The following is an 18705-nucleotide window of genomic DNA, read 5'->3' as shown; positions in this document are numbered from 1 at the left end:
ACTAGCCCGGCAGCAAGCGCCCCCTGGACCAGCTGGGCGCCCAGTTGCTCCATCGCACGACGCGCCGCTTCGCCCTGACGGCCGCCGGCCAGGAATACTATCTGGCCAGCCGCGACATTCCCGACGCGCTCGATGCGGCCGACCGCGCCGTCGCCAGGCACCAGGCGCAGCCGTCCGGCAAGCTGCGCATCAATGCGCCGATGGCCTTTGGCACCCTGGAACTGGCCTCCTGGCTGCACGACTTCAGCCGCCTCTACCCGCACATCCACATCAACCTCGTCTGCAACGACCGCGTCGTCGGTCTGATCGACGATGGCTTCGGCGTGGCACTGCGCCTCGCCCGCCTGCCTGGCCCGCCATGGCCATCCGGCCACGTCGCAAGAACTGGCGCAGCACAATTGATTCGCCAGCTGTCGCCCAAGGTCAGGGCCTTCGCCGATTTTGCCGTCCGGCGCTACGAGAATTGCCGCTGGGACTGATCACGGCTGCTGCAGCGCCTTGCGCACGGCGCGGAACCGCTGCGTCAAGCCGCCATAGTCCCAGGCCACCTGGCGCGCATCGGGCGCGGTGGACAAACGCAGGTTCAGGATGGGCATGGGATGCTACGCAAGTGGATAGAGTCCCATTCCAGGCAGGCGACGGTGACAATAGCAGCCCCCGCCCGACACAGGATCTGTGCAGTTTCTGCACCAATGCCTGCGCACATAAAAAAGGGCTTGCCGCGGCAAGCCCTTTTTGCATCCGAAACCCTTGCCTAGCGGCGCTGCACCTTCATCAGGCGCGCGCCCATGGAGGACGACAGGCTGACCTCAAAGCGGCCGCCGGCCGGCAAGGCGCTCACGTCGAGGCTGGCATTTCCACCCGTCAAGCCGCTGGCGACCAGCGTCTTGCGGCCATCGGCGGCCACGTGCAGCACGGCCGCATATGGCTCCGCCTGCCCATCCCAGACCAGCGCCAGCTTGCCGCCGCTCTGCGTCACCTCAAAGCTGCCATCGTTGGCGGCCTTGCTGCGGCGCGCCGAGCGCTCCAGCTTGCTCAATGGCTTACCATTTGACAATACGACCACGTCGCTGATATCGCCCGGGTTGGCGAAGCTGACGCGGAAGTGACTCATGGCGCTGCCGCCATGGTCGGCCACGGACACGGCATCAAAGGGCAAGTCGATAGTAGCTCCCGACGCCGTCAGGACCCGCAGGGTGTAAGCCTGGCCGCTGCCGCTGGCCGCTGCGCCCACGCGTGTGGACGAGGCAACAGCCGGGCGCAAGGCCACGCCGTTTGGCGTGATGCGACCGGAAATGGTCAGATAGCCGTTCTCGGCCACGGACAGGCTGGCGGCCAGCACATTGCTGCCCGTCACCTGCGTGCTGCGTTTTTCCAGGAATTGCTGCACCCGCGCATAGCTGTAGTCGGAGAACCAGGCGCCGCTGCAATAGCTCATCACGTCCTTCATCGGCGTGCTGCCATAGACTGCCTTGCTCAACTGGCCGATGTTGCCTGCATAGTCGCTGTTATACAGGGGCTGCGGGCCCAGATTGCCATCCGCATACGGGTAGTCGGTGGCCGCGCCAGACGGGCCGCCGCAGGCAACGTGCTGCAAGGAATGGTTGTGACCCAGCTCATGCACAAGCGTGGTCAACCACTCAGGCCAGCCATTGCCGAATGGATCGACCGATGCGATGCTGTTGAACCTGGCGTCCAGGCCGATGGCCGAGGTAAAGTCGTTGCCGCTGCTGCGCTGGTTGATATAGGCCAGGCCGGCAGCGCGGGTGGAGGACATTTTCGGCACGAAACCATAATAATAGGCGCCGCTGTCTTCCATGGCGCGCTTGCTTTCCAGCTTGCCCAGGGTATCGCTCCACCAGCTGTCGGCCGTGCTGCTGCCTGGCATGCTCAGTGCCGCGCGCGTGCTGATGCTGATGTTTTCCGTCGCATACGGATACACGCGCAGCAGCGCAGCACGGATCAGCTCAGCGTCAGGCAATTGCGCCACGCCATCATCGGTACTCAAGGGCACGAGCACCAAACGAATTCTGGCCAGACTGGCCACCACGGGCGCCGCTTCCTGGCTCACTTGCACGCCGTCATTGCCCACGGCCGTCACGCGCACGCGCACGCCGGGCAAGATCCAGCTGGACGGCAGGACGGCATTGAAATTGCCGCTGAAGCTGTAATCGCTCTTCGTCGTCGGCAAGACCGATGGGCCGCTCATGGCGATACTGCCCAGGTTGCTGCCATTGGCGGCGGTCGCCAGCAAGGTCACGGCAGGGCTGGCCTGGCCCGCCTGCGTGGCCAGTACGGACACGCGCACGGCGGCCGGCTTGCCGCGCGTCAGGCGCAAGGCCGCGTCGCTGGCATTCAAGTTCAGTACTTGCGCGAAATCAATGCTGCCCAGCGTAAAAGCCGACACCGTGCCCGCATTCACGGCGATGCGCGAAGCGGCCGACAGCATCACGTTGCCCGTCGCCGAGGCCGGCGCGGACAGCAGCAACTGGCTGGCACTGGCGCTGACGATGGTCGCAGGGGTATTGCCTACCGAAGCCGAGCTGACCTGATCGAGATTGCTGCCCTGCACCGTCACCGACAAGGTCGCGCCGCTGACGGCCGAGGTGATCGACGTCACCGCCACGCTCGCCAAGACCGTGTACGTGTCGCTGCTGAGCACATCGTTGTAGGGGCCGCGCACCGTCAGCGCACCGGTCGCCGCGCCCGCAGGCACTACTACCGTCACGCTGCTGCTTGTCTGGCTTTGTGGCGTTGCCGCCGCACCATTGCCAAACTGCACCGCCGTCACGGCGCCCATGCCGCCGCCCGTAATCGTCACGCTGGAACCGACACCGCCCGTCGCCGGCGCGACGCTGCCCACGCTCAATGGCAGATAGACATTGACGTTATAGCTGGTGGCCGCCGTGCCGCTGGCGCTGACCAGGCTCAAGGCACCCGTGACGGGCACGCCAGGCATGGCCAGGGTCACGCTGGTGTCGCTGGCCGCGCTGCTGGCAACCGTCACGCCTGCCACCTGGTAGGCGGTCACGCGGCTCAGATTCGTGCCCGTCAGCACCAGGCTGCCACCCACTGCAACATTCGCTGCCGAGACGGCCGTCACGGCAGGAATCAGCACGGGCGTACCCGAAGTGGTCGCCACCACGGTGTCGCCAGCACCACCGCCACCGCCGCCACAGGCGGACAGGCCCAGCATGAGAAACAATGCTACAAGCAGATGGTTTTTCATGGCTGGCTACCTTCTTGATGCAGCGCTGTGCCGCAGAGTGCACGAGAGAGATGTGACATATTGGTGACTTTTAGTGAGAATTTAATTTCGGAGAACCAACATTATGAGTTAATTCGATTCCCAAAGACAACTATTAATGCTTTTGATTCAATTGGTTTTGATAATAGTTAAAATATCTGCTTGGCAAAGTTTATTTTGAGCATTATTTCCCTCACTCTGCATCGACTAAAATCAAATTTATTTTCCTTTGCAGCCATTGCCATTCAATTCATTAAAAATAGGCTGACAAGGTAAAAATAATGTGGAAATTTTTCCACAGCCTAGACACCGTAATTTCCTGCCAACTTTGGCGGAAGAATTAACGTTTTGAGTAAGATTTTCAGGAATGTCATTTTTAAAAGCCGGCGTGGCGGAAGGCGATGTGTTGCAAGTAGGCCTGCCGTGGGGTGAACGACCGCTTTTGCTTAAAACCAAAGCAGCCTGATGCCGTATAATTTTAGACCCGGTGAAATCAGGCGATTGCCACCTTCTGCCTGCCTTACCCGGCCGGCACGCTCCGTCCGCTGATCAGGCTGACCCGCAACCGCCTCGTCAAGTCCTGTCACCGCGCCGCCGCCCGTTTGCCTATTGAAAGCATGAAATGAACGATACCGTGATCCCCGCCATGTCCCCGACCGAAGCCACCTTGCGCGCCATTCTGGCGCAGCGGATCATGATCCTCGACGGCGCCATGGGCACGATCATCCAGCAATACAAGCTCGACGAAGTAGCGTACCGTGGCGGTCCGGCCGGCCGCTTCATCGATTTCGCTGCACCGGCCGACAGCGGCGCGCGTGAACTGTTCGTCAAGGGCAACAATGAGCTGCTGACCCTGACGCAGCCGCACATCATCCAGGAAATCCACGAACGCTACCTGGCGGCGGGTGCCGATCTGATCGAGACGAATACCTTCGGCGCCACGACGATCGCGCAGGACGATTACCACATGGCCCACCTGGCCTATGAAATGAACGTCCAGGCGGCCAAGCTGGCGCGCGCCGCCTGCGACAAGTATTCCACCCCGGACAAGCCGCGCTTCGTTGCCGGCGCCCTGGGTCCCACGCCGAAGACGGCATCGATCTCGCCCGACGTCAACGACCCGGCCGCGCGCAACGTCACCTTTGACCAACTGGTGGCAGCCTACCTGCAGCAGACGCAGGGCCTGGTGGAAGGCGGCGCCGACGTGCTGCTGGTGGAAACCATTTTCGATACCTTGAACTGCAAGGCGGCCCTGTACGCCATCGACCTGTTCTACGAACAAAATCCTGACGTCGTGCGCCTGCCCTTGATGATTTCCGGCACCGTCACGGACGCCTCGGGACGCATTTTGTCGGGCCAGACCGTGCCCGCCTTCTGGAATTCCGTGCGCCATGCGAAACCGCTGACCATCGGCCTGAACTGCGCGCTGGGCGCCGCCCTGATGCGCCCGTACGCGGAAGAGCTGGCCAAGATCGCCGACACCTACGTGTGTATCTACCCGAACGCGGGCTTGCCCAATCCCATGAGCGACACGGGTTTCGACGAGTTGCCAGCCGACACGTCCGCCCTGCTGCGCGAATTTGCCGACGCGGGCTTTTTGAACATGGCCGGCGGCTGCTGTGGCACCACGCCCGAGCACATCGCCGCCATTGGCGAATTGCTGTCGAAGAACACGCCGCGCACCGTGCCGGCCCCATCGCACGACCTGCGCCTGGCGGGCCTGGAACCGTTCGTCGTCAACGACGAATCGCTGTTCGTCAACGTGGGCGAGCGTACCAACGTCACGGGCTCGAAGGCGTTCGCGCGCATGATTCTCAACGAGCAATACGACGAGGCGCTGTCAGTGGCCCGCCAGCAAGTGGAAAACGGCGCGCAAGTGATCGACATCAACATGGATGAAGCGATGCTCGATTCGCTGGCCGCCATGACGCGCTTTTTAAACCTGATCGCCTCGGAACCCGATATTTCGCGCGTGCCCATCATGGTCGACTCGTCGAAATGGTCGGTCATCGAAGCGGGCCTGAAATGTGTGCAGGGCAAGGCTATCGTCAACTCGATTTCCATGAAGGAAGGCGAGGAAGAATTCCTGCGCCAGGCGAAACTGTGCCGCCGCTATGGCGCTGCCGTGATCGTCATGGCTTTCGATGAAAAAGGCCAGGCCGACACCTTCGAGCGCAAGATCGAGATCTGCGCGCGCGCGTATCACCTGTTGATCGATGCGCTGGACTTCCCGCCGGAAGACATCATTTTCGATCCGAACATCTTTGCCGTCGCCACCGGCATCGAAGAGCACAACAATTACGCCGTCGACTTCATCAATGCCACGCGCTGGATCAAGGAAAACTTGCCGTACGCGAAGATTTCGGGCGGCGTGTCGAATGTGTCCTTCAGTTTCCGCGGCAACGATCCCGCCCGCGAAGCCATCCATACCGTCTTCCTGTACCACGCCATCAAAGCCGGCATGACCATGGGCATCGTCAACGCCGGCATGGTCGGCGTGTACGACAACCTGGACCCGGAATTGCGCGAGCGCGTGGAAGACGTGGTGCTGAACCGCCGCGAAGACTCGACCGAGCGCATGATCGAATTTGCCGGCACCCTGAAGGCGGGCGGCAAGGCCGAGGCGCAAACCCTCGCCTGGCGCGAAGGTACCGTACAAGCGCGTCTGTCGCACGCGCTGGTGCACGGCATCACGCAATTCATCGTGGAAGACACGGAAGAAGCGCGCCAGGAACTGCTGCACAATGGCGGACGTCCCATCCACGTGATCGAGGGCCCGTTGATGGCCGGCATGGATGTGGTTGGCGACCTGTTTGGCCAAGGCAAGATGTTCCTGCCGCAAGTGGTGAAATCGGCGCGCGTGATGAAGCAAGCCGTGGCCCATTTGATTCCGTATATCGAAGAAGAAAAGCTGCTGGAAGAAAAACGCACGGGCATCGTCGCCAAGCCGAAGGGCAAGATCATCATGGCGACAGTGAAAGGCGACGTGCATGACATCGGCAAGAATATCGTCACGGTGGTGCTGCAATGCAATAACTTCGAAGTCGTGAACATGGGCGTGATGGTGCCATGCTCGGAAATCCTCGCGCGCGCCAAGGTGGAAAACGCGGATATCATCGGCCTGTCGGGCCTGATCACGCCGTCGCTGGAAGAAATGGCGTATGTCGCCAAGGAAATGCAGCGCGACGAGCACTTCCGCATGCTCAAGATTCCCCTCCTGATCGGCGGCGCCACCACCAGCCGAGCCCACACGGCGGTGAAAATCGCCCACAATTACGACGGCCCCGTGATCTATGTGCCGGACGCTTCGCGTTCCGTCTCGGTGGCGCAATCGTTGCTGACGCCGGAACAGCGCGACAAGTACGTGGAAGACATCGAACTTGATTACGCCCGCATCCGCGAGCAGCATGCCAACAAGAAGGCCCTGCCCATCCTGCCGCTGGCGCAAGCGCGCGCCAACCGGATGATCGTGCCCTTCGACGGCCCCTGCACGCCCGTGAAACCGAAGTTCATCGGCCGCCGCGTATTCAAGAATGTCGACCTGGCGACCCTGGCCAACTATATCGACTGGGGCCCGTTCTTCCAGACCTGGGACCTGGCTGGCCCCTTCCCCGCCATTTTGACAGATGAAGTGGTGGGTGATGCGGCCACCAAGGTTTACGCAGAAGGCCAGGCCTTGCTGAAAAAACTCATCGACGGGCGCTGGCTGACGGCCAATGGCGTCGTATCCTTGCTGCCGGCCAACAGCGTCAATGACGACGATATCGAGGTGTACACGGACGATACGCGCAGCACCGTGGCGTTCACCTACTACGGCATGCGCCAGCAAGGTGTCAAACCCGTGGTCGACGGCGTGCAGCGCCCGAACCAGTGCCTGGCCGACTTCATTGCGCCGAAGGCATCGGGCGTAAAGGATTACATCGGCATGTTTGCCGTCACGTCCGGCCTGGGCATCGAAAAGTACGAAAAGCGCTTCGAAGATGCACACGACGATTACTCGTCCATCATGTTGAAATCCCTGGCGGACCGCCTGGCCGAGGCCTTCGCCGAGTACTTGCACGAACGCGTGCGCAAGGATTTGTGGGGCTATGTGCCGGAAGAGCACTTGAGCAATGACGACATGATCGGCGAAAAATACGTGGGCATCCGCCCCGCGCCCGGCTACCCCGCCTGCCCCGAGCATACCGTCAAGAAAGAGATGTTCGAAGTCATGCAGGCCGAGGAAATCGGCATGCAGCTGACGGAATCGTATGCCATGTTCCCCGGCGCGGCCGTGTCCGGCTTCTATTTTGCCCACCCGGCGTCGAAATACTTCGTCGTCGGCAAGGTCGGCATGGACCAGGTGGAAGACATGGCCAAGCGCCGTGGCGCCAACATCGAGGACGTGGAACGCTGGCTGTCTCCCAACCTGTCATAGCAGAGTAAAAAGGCGCGCGGAACTTTTCGCGCGCCGCAGCACACTAACGCAGTATGCCGGCCGGCATGCTGCATGCCCGCTCCGGCCCGTTCCCTAACTGGCTAAGGAGGATATATGGCAAGCAATTTCAAACTGAAACGCTGGCAAGATCAAGTGATCCTGTTGCTGGGCCTGTGGCTGCTCGTCTCGCCTTGGGCGCTTTCCTATCCCGCAGGCTCGCCACAGAGGCTCAATGCCTTTGTCTCGGGCCTGGTGATCGCCATCCTGGCCGCCTTCGACCTGTACAAGACGTATTTCTGGGCCGTCGCCGTCAACCTGCTGGTGGGCGTCTGGGTTGCCGCCGCGCCGTGGGTACTGCGCCTGGCCGAACAGCGCATCGCCATGTGGAACGAGCTGCTCGTCGGCATCGCCGTCGTCGTGCTGGCCCTGTGGGAATTGCGCACCGATCCCGAGCTGCACAGGCACTGGCTCGGCGTCGCGGCGTAGCGGCGTAGCGGCGTAAAAAAACCCTGCCGCGGCGGCGCCGTGCAGGGTTTTTGAAGAACGCGGCAACAATGTTGTCGGCTTACGCGTGGCCTGACGGCCGCGCTAATCCGACCTACAGCGCATACCTTACAACGTTATCACTCCATTCATACGCGGCCATTTCCAGCTCCACCAGGTCGTCCGGCGACATGGCCAGGTCGCGCAAGGTTGGCACGATCTCGCCTTCCATGTCTTCGATGCGCTCGATGCATTCGGCCAGGCGCAGCAGGTCGCCGTAGAAACCCTCGCGCGACAACAGCGCTTCGGCCACTTCATCGATCACTTCGATCTGGCTGAGGATTTCCGACATCGGCACGCCGAACAGGGTATCCATCAGCGACATGATGCCGACCGTAAAGGCGATATCGGCCGAATGGGCATGGTTCGGACGCAGTTTATGCGCCAGCAGCTCCAGCAGGCGGCCGCGCGTGGTGGCCAGCATCAGCAAGGGCGTCATGCTATGGCCGCGTTTGCTTGGCTCCGCATACAGCATGATTTGCAGCCAGCGCTGCAACTGGCGGCGGCCCAGCACGGTCACGGCCTGGCTCAGCGAATCGATGCGCTGGCGCGCGCCCACGGCAGGCGTATTGACCAGGCGCAGCAAATTCAGGGCCAGCGACACGTCGCGCTTGATGGCGCGCTCGATATCCATATTGTCGGCGTCGGACGTCACCAGTGTCATCAGTTCCATGACGGCCAGTTGCGACGGCGACAGCTTCTTGCCCGTCATGATGGCCGGCTTGGCAAAATAATAACCCTGGAAGTAATCGAAGCCCAGGTCCAGGCCCGACTTGAATTCTTCGCGCGTCTCGACTTTTTCCGCCACCAGTTTCTTGTTTTCCTGCTTGAAACGGGGCGCCAGAGCCGCCAGCACTTTCGGGTCGACCGTGCTCATGTCCATCTTGACGTATTCCACCAGCGGCAGCAGCGCCTGTACTTGCGCCGTGTCGGACACGACGTTTTCCAGCGCGAAGGTGAAGCCATGGCCCACCAGCTCGCTAATGCGCGCGCGCACTTCCGGCGTGACAGGCATCGATTCGACGATTTCCAGCACGACTTTTTCGCGCGGCAGGAACACGAATATATCGCTCATGATCACGTCGGCATCGACGTTGACGAAACCGAGCGCGTCACCGATGACCTTTTCCATGCCCAGTTGGGACGCGTGGGCGATGACGGACGCCGTGGCGGACAGGTCGCTGGTAATGTTGGCGGGGCCGACCGGGGCGTTGCGGAATAGCAACTCATAGCCAAACAGGGCTTGATTACGGTCAAGAATAGGCTGTCGCCCCAGATAGAACTCGCGCACGCGCAAGGGTTTCGGGGTGATGTCGTTGCTGGAAATATCGATCATTAACTCTTCATCAATCACGTCGAGTGACGCCGGCCGCGCCGCGCCCGCATCAAGGTTCACTATTGACAATACTTTAGCTGAAATCCGCCCGCGCTGTGGATATTTTGGCAGCAATCCAGCGTATTGTCGTCAACAAATTAGGCCAATGGCGTGTCTTGCACCATCCCGTCGACAAATAATTTCAATTCACCCGGCGCAAACGCCGTCCATTGCTCATTCGTCGTCAGCGGCTGGGTAACGATCACGGCCACGCGGTCCTGGGGCGTCGTCACCTGGGAAAAGTCCACGCTCAGGTCTTCATCGGAGAGTTTAGCAGTTGGAAACGGATGTTGTCGCACCAGATAGTGCAAGCTGGTCGAGCAATGGGCAAACAGCGCCTCGCCGCTCGACAGCATCATGTTGAAAGTGCCGTGGGCCGCGATGCCGGGCAACAACTGCGCCAGGGCGGCATGCAGTTGCGGCAACGCCGGCGGCGCATCGCCAAAGCGCGCGTGCAATTCCTGCAGCAAGTAGCAGAACGCCAGCTCACTGTCGGTGCAGCCAACGGGGCGGTAACTGCCCGTCAGCACGGGGTGGAATTCCTTCAAATCGCCATTGTGGGCAAAGACCCAGTAGCGGCCCCACAGTTCGCGCACGAAGGGGTGGCAGTTTTCCAGCGCCACCTGGCCTTGCGTAGCCTTGCGGATATGCGCGATGACATTGCGCGACTTGATGGGGTAGCGTTTGATCAACTCGGCCACGGGCGAGGCGATGGCCGCCTGGTGGTCGACGAAATGGCGCACGCCTGCGCCCTCGAAAAAGGCGATGCCCCAGCCGTCATGGTGGGTATCGGTATGGCCGCCGCGCATGGCGAAGCCGGTAAAACTAAAGACAATGTCCGTAGGGACATTGCAATTCATTCCGAGAAGTTGGCACATGATCTGTTTGCAGCGGGGTAAGCCGGCCACCATACCATACCTAGAACCCTAACATAACCTACTGCGCGGCGCGATTTGCAGCCTCCGATGCTCACTGCCTCGGCGGCCCCGTGCATTCGCACAGCTCCGCTTCTCGGCCGCAACTCACTGCCGCTCGCTACGGTTCTGTTAAGGTTCTTTCTAATTAGTGCAACAGGACTGGATGGCTCATGAGGGAATCGTAGCTGCCCAAAAATTCATCGATCTCTTCCATGCTGGGTTCGCTGGCGATCAGTTCCGTGACGTCGCGGCGGAAATGCTGGGCAAGGACTCCGGCAATGAACGTCTCGCGCTTGCCGCCCTTGTCGACGATCTCATAGCCGCCAAAGCGCAGGGCTTCCAGGTCGACGTCGACGCCGAATTCCACGACGCTGTATTGTTCGCTGTTATAGATCAGGTTCATTTTGCATCCTTCGCTCAAGCAGGAGAAGCTCCTGCGGTGTCAGAACAGAGGTGGGGTTCACACGGCGCCATTTCAAGCGGCCATGCCACCCTGCGGGCAACAGAGTTGTAACGAGATGCAAACTGCGACTGCGTAATAGACTCAGAAAAAGACTCAGGAAACCAAGTTCAGGCAACCACTATGTCTGCTTGCAGCGCCAGCAGGGCATCATAGGGACTGGCGGTGAGCCAGGTGCGCAATTGTTCGATGTGCGAGGCGTCGGCCAGGCTGATGAACAAGTGTGCGGGTGGATGGCGCAGCAGACGATTCAATGTTACACGCAATACGAGATTGCCGCTGCAGCACAGGCAACCGGGCGCGATGCGCAACAGTTGCAATGGAAATGGTGGAGAAGGGGAAACTTGCTCGGCCAGGTCGGCCAGGATGGCATTGCCGTCAGCAAGGCCCTCGAGAATCACGGCGGCCAACTGACCAGGCGGCAAGGCTTGCGCGATGGCCGCCTCGCGCTCGGCGGCGCGTCCACCGCTGACCAGGGTCAGCGGCGTCGGACGCCGCACGGCTGCCGTCACAGGTTTTTCTTGGCCAGCTTGCCCGGTTCGACGCCCAGCTGTTTCAGCTTGCGGTACAAATGGGTGCGCTCGAGGCCCGTTTTTTCCGCCACACGGGTCATGCTGCCGCCTTCGCGTCCCAGGTGGTGTTCGAAATACATGCGCTCGAACGCGTCGCGCGCTTCACGCAGGGGCAAGTCGAACGACAGGTTGTAGCCATGGCCTTCGGCCACCGCCGGTACGGCGATGCCTGGGCGTACCATCAACTGTTGCGGTGCGCTGCCGCTAAAGCTGGGGACGGGATGGCTGCTTTCCTCGGCCACCACGGGTGCCACGGGACGCGGCGCCACACTAGTCGCGCGCACGGTTTCCTGTGCCCGCGTCAAGCCTTGCTGTACCGCCTTCAGCAGTTTTTGCAGGGCAATCGGCTTTTCCAGGAAGTTCATGGCTCCGATACGCGTCGCCTCGACCGCCGTATCGATGGTGGCGTGGCCAGACATCATGATCACCGGCATGGTCAGCAAGCCGTCGCGCTGCCATTCCTTGAGCAAGGTAACGCCATCTGTGTCGGGCATCCAGATATCCAGCAATACCAGATCCGGCGCACCGGCGGCACGCGCTTCACGCGCCTGCTGCGCATTTTCGGCCAGCTGGATAGCATGTCCTTCGTCGCCCAGAATTTCCGAGAGCAACTCACGGATACCCATTTCATCATCCACTACGAGTATGTTTGCCATTCGTGTCTTGCCTTCCTCATTTCGCCGGCCGTCGCGCACAAGATGCACACGGCGGACAGCTATGATTTTATTAGTGTTTTAAATACTAAACCAGACCCTCACGCCAGGAATTCCTGGGACGGAGCGTCGGGAGCTAACTTTAACAGCAAAATGACAACCGAAGCGCCATTGCCGTCGACCCGGTTCTCGATATCGATGCGTCCGCCGTGTTCATCGATAATTTTCTTGACCATCGCCAGGCCCAGGCCCGTGCCGCGCGCCTTCGACGTGACGTAGGGTTCAAAGGCGCGCGCCAGGATTTTTGGCGCGAAACCGGGGCCATTGTCGCTGATGGCCAGCCGCACGGCGATATTCACGCCGCCGTCCGCACTGCGATAATGAATTGCTTCCGTCCTTACGTCAATCCGCGGATGCGGCGATTCCGGCGGCAAGTCCGCCATGGCGTCCTGCGCGTTCTGCAATAAGTTATGTATGACCTGGCGCAACTGCGTCGGATCGCCCATCACCATCGGCAGATTCGGTGCCAGCTGCGGGTGGATGATGTCGCCGTCATCGCCGCGCAGGTACAGGTTCAGGATCTCTTCGATCAGCTCGTTCAAGCGCAGTGGCGTGAGCACGGCCGGCGGCGTGCGCGCGTAGTCGCGGAAGTCATCGACCATGCGCTTCATCGCATCGACCTGCTTGACGATGGTGGTGGTGGCGCGGCTGAGCAGGTCGGCATCGGGTTGCTCCAGCTTGCCTTCAAGCTTCATCTGCAGGCGCTCGGCCGACAGCTGGATGGGCGTGAGCGGGTTCTTGATTTCATGCGCCAGGCGGCGCGCCACCTCGCCCCAGGCGATCGAGCGCTGCGCGGAAATGACGTCGGAAATATCATCGAACACGACGATGTAGCCGCTGCCGGACTCCAGCGGCAGACGCGAACCGCGCGCCAGCAAGGTGATGTCATGCTCGTCAGCACTGCTGCCCAGGCGGCGCGGAATCTCGATCTGGCGCTGCCAGTGCAGGCGCTGCTGGTTGCGGCCCGACGCCGACTGCGCGCTTTGCGCCGTGAAGGCGCTGATGATGGCGCCGCCGAATTCCTCCATCCCGGCAATATTTGCCAGCGGCTGGCCGACCATGCTCATGCCCGAATGCTGCAAGATGCGCTCGACCGATTCATTGCAGGTCACCAGCTTGAAATCACCGTCGAGCACCATCACGCCGGCCGACATGTTCGCCAGCACCGATTCCAGGTGGGCCTTGGCGTTTTGCAGCGCGGCGCGGTTGCTTTCGACGGCCGTGCGCGCATCGAGCAACTGGCGCGTCATGATGTTGAACGACTGCGTCAAAGTACCCAGCTCATCCTTGGTGGCGACGATGGGGCGCGGCGACAGGTCGCCCTCGGCCACGGCGCGCGTGCCTTCGGCCAGCAGCAGCAAGGGCTGGGCCAGATTGCCCGCGATCAGGAAAGCGCTGCCGATGGCGCCGAAAATGGCCAGCAGCAAGGTCAAGGTGAGGATTTCCATATACATCTTGCGCAATCCCACGCGCGCGACGAAACGCTCCTTGTATTCGCTGTAGGCGGCGCGCAGCACCTCGCCATTCGTCGCCAGCTTGGGCGGCACCGCTTGCAGCAATTGCAGGTAGCGGGGCGAGACGGAGGGACCCGGCACGGCCACCAGCACCCGCAGGCGCAGGCTGGGCGCCGTTTCCGGCGATGCCGGCGTGCCGGCGCGGAAGCCGCCGCCACCCGACTCCGTGCCCTCGTCGTGCAACTCCTGGCCCCCTTCGGCGGAGGCATAGCCGTCCGGCGTGGCGGCCTTCACCAGCATGGCCGGCGTCGGCAAGTCGGCCACGCTGTGCGGCCCGGCGCCGGCCAGCAACACGCCGTCGCCGCTGACGAGCATGACATTTTGCATGCCCTCCACGCGTAGCAAACTCGTCAGCACGGCCGGACCGGCCACCGGGTCGGCGCCCAGCTCATCGACGGCCTTGTGACCCCGGTGGTCCAGTTCGACCAGGGCCGCGTCGAGGCCGGCACGGCCAAGCTCAATGCCCGATTCCAGCGCCGCTTCGATCTTGACGTTGAACCACGATTCGATGGAGTGGGAAACGAATTGCACAGAGACAAGGAAAATCACCAGCCCAGGCAGGATGCCGACGGCGGCGAACAGCATCACCAAACGTGTCATCAGCTTGGAGCCGAACTTGCCGCTCTTGTAGCGCGCGTACAGGCGCCCGAGGGAAATGCCCACCAGCGCCAGCAGGGCCACGGCCACGGCAGCGTTCAGGCCCAGCAGCCAGGTGTAATAGCGGTCGAAAAAACCGGAATTGTCGGAAGCCGACGCCAGCAGGAACAGCAGGATACTGACAATGCCGCCGCCCACCACCAGCAGATAGCGCAATGCTTGACTCACTACTCCGCCGTATACAAGAAGGTTTTTTTATTCGAAGCCAGGCGCCAGTCGCTGTTATTGAAGGCATTGACCTGTATCGGCTTGGGCAGGTAGTCGCGGTCCATGCCCATGCGCAAGGTCACGTTATACGTCTGCCCCACTTTCAGCGCGCCGCGCGGCGCCACCAGCCAGCGGCTGGGCCGCCGGATCAGGAACAGCGCATCGTCGAGCGTGGGGAAACTTTGCTGCACGCTGCCGCCAACGGATACATGGTATTGCCGCGTCAGCACGTTGTAATACAAACGGCTGGTCTGGCGCGCCACGATGGCTTTTTCATCGAACCAGTACCAGCGTGGCCGGGTCAGTTCGATCTCCGTCGTGAAATACAGCGGCACGCCATGCTGCACGGCATCGTCCAGGTCATGATTAAGATCAAACGAATAACTGGCGGCCAGCTTGTAGCCTTCTTCGTTCGACTCGATGTAGGCACGGGTGATCTCGACGATATCGGCGGCATGCGCGCGTGGCATGGTACATGCCAGCATCAGCAGCAGGGCCAGGAGTCGGAAGAGTCGTGTTGTCACAAGTGTGCCAGTAGTGTCCGTAGGAAAAGGTTCGACGAATCGCTCAAGCCGCATTTTTTTGGAATAGCGCATAGAACAAACCGTCGTGGTCCTGCTCCACGCTGCCAGTCGGCAACAGCTGGCCAGGCGCTGTCAATCGGGTCGCATTATTACGCACCGCAAATGCCGCCGCCTGTGCCTCGGACTCTTGCGGCCACAATGAACAGGTCACGAACAGCAATTTACCATCGGGGCGCAGCATCTGCCACAGGTTGTCCAGAATTTTGGACGAAAGTGTTGCAAGTTGGAACGCATCGCCCTTGCGGCGCAACCAGCGGATGTCGGGATGGCGGCGCACGATGCCCGAGGCCGTGCACGGCACGTCGGCCAGGATGCGGTCGTACTGCTGGCCGTCCCACCAGGCGCTCGATTGCGCATCCTGCGCCTTCAGCGTGGCGTCCAGGCCCAGGCGCTCGAGGTTTTCCGCGATGCGCGGCAGGCGCTTGGCGTCCGCATCGATGGCCGTCACTTGCACGTCGGCCAGCTCGAGGATGTGGCAAGTCTTGCCGCCGGGCGCCGCACAGGCATCCAGCACGCGCATGCCATCCTGCAAATCGAGCAGAGGCGCGGCCAATTGCGCGCCAGCATCTTGCACGGAGACGACGCCCTGTTCGAAGCCGGGGATCAGCGCCACGCCGATCGGCTTGTCCAGACGCACGGCGAACGGTCCCACCTGGCGCGCGGCAATGCCCGCCTCGGCCAGCACGGCCAGGTAGGCTTCGACCGTGCTCTTGCGGCGATTCACGCGCAAGGTCAATGGCGGCACGGCATTGCCGGCCGTCAGAATGGCTTGCCAGTCGCGGGGATAAGCCAGGCGCAGCGAGTCGATCCACCACTGCGGATAATTCCATTGTGCCAAAGGCTGCTGCAGGGCCGCCTCCAGCAAGGACTTGCGCTCGCGCAAGAAACGCCGCAAGACGGCATTCACCATGCCCTTGGCGTGCGCCAGGTCAGGGTGCGATGTCGCGACCGTGACGGCCTGGTCGACCACCGTGAATTCTTCGTACGGCTGCTCGCCCGGCTCGGCGGACATCAAGGACAGCGCACAACACAGCAACGCTGCGAGCATCGGCGGCTCGGGCGCCTTCGACGTCATCAGGCCGACCAGGGTTTCGCTGCGGCCCAGCTGGCGCATGGTGCGGTAAGAAATATCCTGGATGGCGCCGCGCGCCTGCGCACTGGCGTTTGATTGCGTAAACACCTTGGCCAGCGCCTGCGGCAGGGCCGTGCCCGTACGCACTTGCGCTACGGCATTGGCCGCGCCCAGCAGGCAAAACGCCAGCGAATCGGCGCGCAAATCGGGTTGGAAACCTGGCTGCAAGACCGGTTTCAGGTCGGGATGGTAGCTGGGACGCAACTTCGGTGCTGCAGGAGCCTGGCCTGGCGCCGGCTTGGTTTTCAATTTCAGCGTGGGGCGCTTGTTCATAATTATCCGGTGTGGCTGCGCGCGGCGGGCTGCATGGTGGCAAAGGCGGGGCCGCGCGTCATCAATAAAGGGTCGATTGTAGCGTTTGTGGCGCCCTCTGGCCCAAGCGATTGCACTGATAAATGTAAATTGCGGAAAAAAACTGCATATATACAAGCAGAATGCGCCAGGTTGATGTTTTCGTGCACCAACATGGACATGCTGTCCTGATAATATCGCGAAACGCGCCAGCACGGGGACACTGCCGGCTAGCGTATTGTTCCCGGCAGCAAACCAGTATAATTAACGCAGTCTGGGCGGCTTGGGTACTTGCCGTCCGTTTTGCTTTTTGATTCATTCTATTCATTCTTAACGCGGTTCCACCGCCATCCTGCTCATGCTCGCCCAACAGAAACAAGAAATCATCGCCCTGTTCCAGGCCGCCCTCGCTCCCGTCTTGGCCGGCACTTCGCTTGAGCCTACCGTGGTGCTCGAGCGACCACGCGACGCATCGCATGGCGACGTCGCCTGCAATATCGCCATGCAACTGGCCAAGCAGCTGAAACAAAATCCGCGCGAGCTGGCGCAAACGATCGTCACAGCCGTGCTGGCCAATCCTGCCGGCAAGGGCCTGGTCGAGGCAGTGGAAATCGCCGGACCCGGCTTCATCAACGTGCGCGTATCCGCCGCCGCCAAGCAAGCCGTGGTGAAAACCATCCTGAGCGAGGCCGACAGCTATGGCCGCAGCACGGCTGGCGCAGGCAAGCAAGTCATCCTGGAATTCGTCTCCGCCAACCCGACCGGCCCGCTGCACGTGGGCCACGGGCGCCAGGCGGCCCTGGGTGACGCCCTGTCCTCGCTGTTCGACGCGCAAGGCTATGCAGTGACGCGCGAGTTCTACTATAACGATGCAGGCGTGCAGATCCAGACCCTTGCCAATTCCGTGCAGGCGCGCGCGCGCGGCTTCAAGCCGGGCGACGCCGAATGGCCAGAACCGGCTTACAACGGCGACTACATCGCCGATATCGCCAACGACTTCAAGGCCGGCAAGACCGTCTCGGCCAGCGACGGCTTGCCAGCGACGGCCAATGGCAACATCGACGACATCGATTCGATCCGCCCGTTCGCCGTCACCTACCTGCGCAACGAGCAGGATATCGACTTGCAGGCCTTCGGCGTGAAGTTCGACAATTACTACCTGGAATCGTCGCTGTATGCAGACGGCAAGGTCAATAGCGCGGTCGAAACCTTGATCAAGGCGGGCCACACCTACGAGCAGGATGGCGCGCTGTGGCTGCGCACCACCGACTTCGGCGACGACAAGGACCGCGTCATGCGCAAGACCGACGGCGGCTACACGTATTTCGTGCCGGACGTGGCCTATCACCTCGTGAAATGGCAGCGCGGCTTCGTGCAGGCCATCAATATCCAGGGCAGCGACCACCACGGCACCATCGCGCGCGTGCGCGCCGGCCTGCAGGCGGTCGACATGGGCATCCCGCAAGGCTACCCAGACTACGTGCTGCACAAGATGGTCACCGTCATGAAGGACGGCGAAGAAGTGAAAATCTCGAAGCGCGCCGGCTCCTACGTGACCGTGCGCGACCTGATCGAATGGTCGGGCGGCGGCGACATTGCCAAGGGCCGCGACGCCGTGCGCTTCTTCCTGATCTCGCGCAAGGCCGACACGGAATTCGTCTTCGACGTCGACGTGGCGCTGAAAACCACCGATGAAAACCCGGTCTATTACGTGCAGTACGCGCATGCGCGCATCTGCCGCATCCTGGAAAACTGGGGTGGCGATGCAAGCGCGGTCGCCGGCGTTGACTTGTCTCCCCTGACGGCACCGACCGAAGCGACCCTGCTGGCGACCCTGGCCGCCTACCCGGAAATGCTGGCGCGCGCACAAGCCGAACTGGGTCCGCACCAAGTCGCCTTCTACCTGCGCGACCTGGCCGCCAATCTGCACAGCTTCTACTTCGCCGAGAAAGTGCTGGTCGAGGACGAAGCCGTCAAGATGGCCCGCCTGGCCCTCGTCATCGCCGCGCGCCAGGTATTGCGCAACGGCCTGGCACTGATCGGCGTGTCCGCGCCAAACAAAATGTAATCGTGAAG

General features: G+C 61.7%; 13 protein-coding genes. 4 read left to right on the top strand and 9 right to left on the bottom strand.

Annotated elements, in window-relative coordinates; genetic code table 11:
- The first annotated feature begins 44 nt into the window (after window positions 1-44).
- Window positions 45-479, top strand: coding sequence for a LysR substrate-binding domain-containing protein (locus K0F85_RS13115; protein ID WP_257572748.1), 435 nt, complete (start codon window positions 45-47; stop codon window positions 477-479).
- Between the two features lie 275 nt (window positions 480-754).
- On the opposite strand, the gene K0F85_RS13110 is transcribed toward K0F85_RS13115, so the two are convergent.
- Window positions 755-3229 carry an IPT/TIG domain-containing protein gene (locus tag K0F85_RS13110; RefSeq protein WP_219116456.1) on the bottom strand — a complete coding sequence of 825 codons (2475 nt, stop codon included), beginning with the start codon at window positions 3227-3229 and terminating at the stop codon, window positions 755-757.
- Window positions 3230-3869: 640 nt separating this feature from the next.
- On the opposite strand from K0F85_RS13110, the gene metH reads away from it, so the two are divergent.
- Window positions 3870-7664, top strand: coding sequence for a methionine synthase (metH, locus tag K0F85_RS13105; protein WP_219116455.1), 3795 nt, complete (start codon window positions 3870-3872; stop codon window positions 7662-7664).
- A 114-nt stretch (window positions 7665-7778) separates the two neighbouring features.
- Entirely contained in the window at window positions 7779-8150 is a 372-nt protein-coding gene (locus K0F85_RS13100; protein WP_219116454.1) for an SPW repeat protein, read from the top strand.
- A gap of 112 nt (window positions 8151-8262) precedes the next feature.
- On the opposite strand, the gene K0F85_RS13095 is transcribed toward K0F85_RS13100, so the two are convergent.
- The 8 genes from K0F85_RS13095 to rsmB form a co-directional block, all read right to left on the bottom strand.
- A complete protein-coding gene (locus K0F85_RS13095) occupies window positions 8263-9543 on the bottom strand; it encodes an EAL and HDOD domain-containing protein (protein WP_219116453.1) in 1281 nt (426 codons plus the stop codon).
- Between the two features lie 137 nt (window positions 9544-9680).
- Window positions 9681-10460 (bottom strand): class II glutamine amidotransferase, encoded by a 780-nt coding sequence (locus K0F85_RS13090; RefSeq protein ID WP_219116452.1) that lies wholly within the window; start codon window positions 10458-10460, stop codon window positions 9681-9683.
- A 184-nt stretch (window positions 10461-10644) separates the two neighbouring features.
- Window positions 10645-10902, bottom strand: a complete 258-nt coding sequence (locus tag K0F85_RS13085; protein ID WP_219116451.1) for a DUF3567 domain-containing protein — start codon at window positions 10900-10902, stop codon at window positions 10645-10647.
- 167 nt (window positions 10903-11069) lie between these two features.
- Window positions 11070-11471: a GTPase gene (locus tag K0F85_RS13080; protein WP_219116450.1), complete on the bottom strand. Its 402-nt coding sequence runs from the start codon at window positions 11469-11471 to the stop codon at window positions 11070-11072.
- Window positions 11468-12187: a response regulator gene (locus tag K0F85_RS13075; protein WP_219116449.1), complete on the bottom strand. Its 720-nt coding sequence runs from the start codon at window positions 12185-12187 to the stop codon at window positions 11468-11470. Before K0F85_RS13075 ends, K0F85_RS13080 begins: the two co-directional genes overlap by 4 nt.
- A 98-nt stretch (window positions 12188-12285) precedes the next feature.
- Window positions 12286-14583, bottom strand: coding sequence for a PAS domain-containing sensor histidine kinase (locus tag K0F85_RS13070; RefSeq protein ID WP_219116448.1), 2298 nt, complete (start codon window positions 14581-14583; stop codon window positions 12286-12288).
- Complete coding sequence (locus K0F85_RS13065; protein WP_257572747.1) at window positions 14583-15092, bottom strand: DUF4390 domain-containing protein; 510 nt, start codon at window positions 15090-15092, stop codon at window positions 14583-14585. The genes K0F85_RS13070 and K0F85_RS13065 overlap by 1 nt, the downstream gene beginning before the upstream one ends.
- 97 nt (window positions 15093-15189) lie before the next feature.
- Window positions 15190-16611 (bottom strand): 16S rRNA (cytosine(967)-C(5))-methyltransferase RsmB, encoded by a 1422-nt coding sequence (gene rsmB, locus K0F85_RS13060; protein WP_219116447.1) that lies wholly within the window; start codon window positions 16609-16611, stop codon window positions 15190-15192.
- 376 nt (window positions 16612-16987) lie between these two features.
- Between rsmB and argS the strand changes: the two genes are divergently transcribed.
- The gene (gene argS / locus K0F85_RS13055; RefSeq protein ID WP_219116446.1) at window positions 16988-18697 is read left to right on the top strand and encodes an arginine--tRNA ligase; all 1710 of its coding nucleotides are present in this window, start codon (window positions 16988-16990) and stop codon (window positions 18695-18697) included.
- Window positions 18698-18705: the final 8 nt, after the last annotated feature.

The organism is Janthinobacterium sp. UMAB-56 (genome assembly GCF_900095265.1).
Taxonomy (GTDB): domain Bacteria; phylum Pseudomonadota; class Gammaproteobacteria; order Burkholderiales; family Burkholderiaceae_D; genus Janthinobacterium.
Note: the sequence above shows the minus strand (reverse complement) of the source record. Positions and strands in the feature narration are given on the sequence as shown.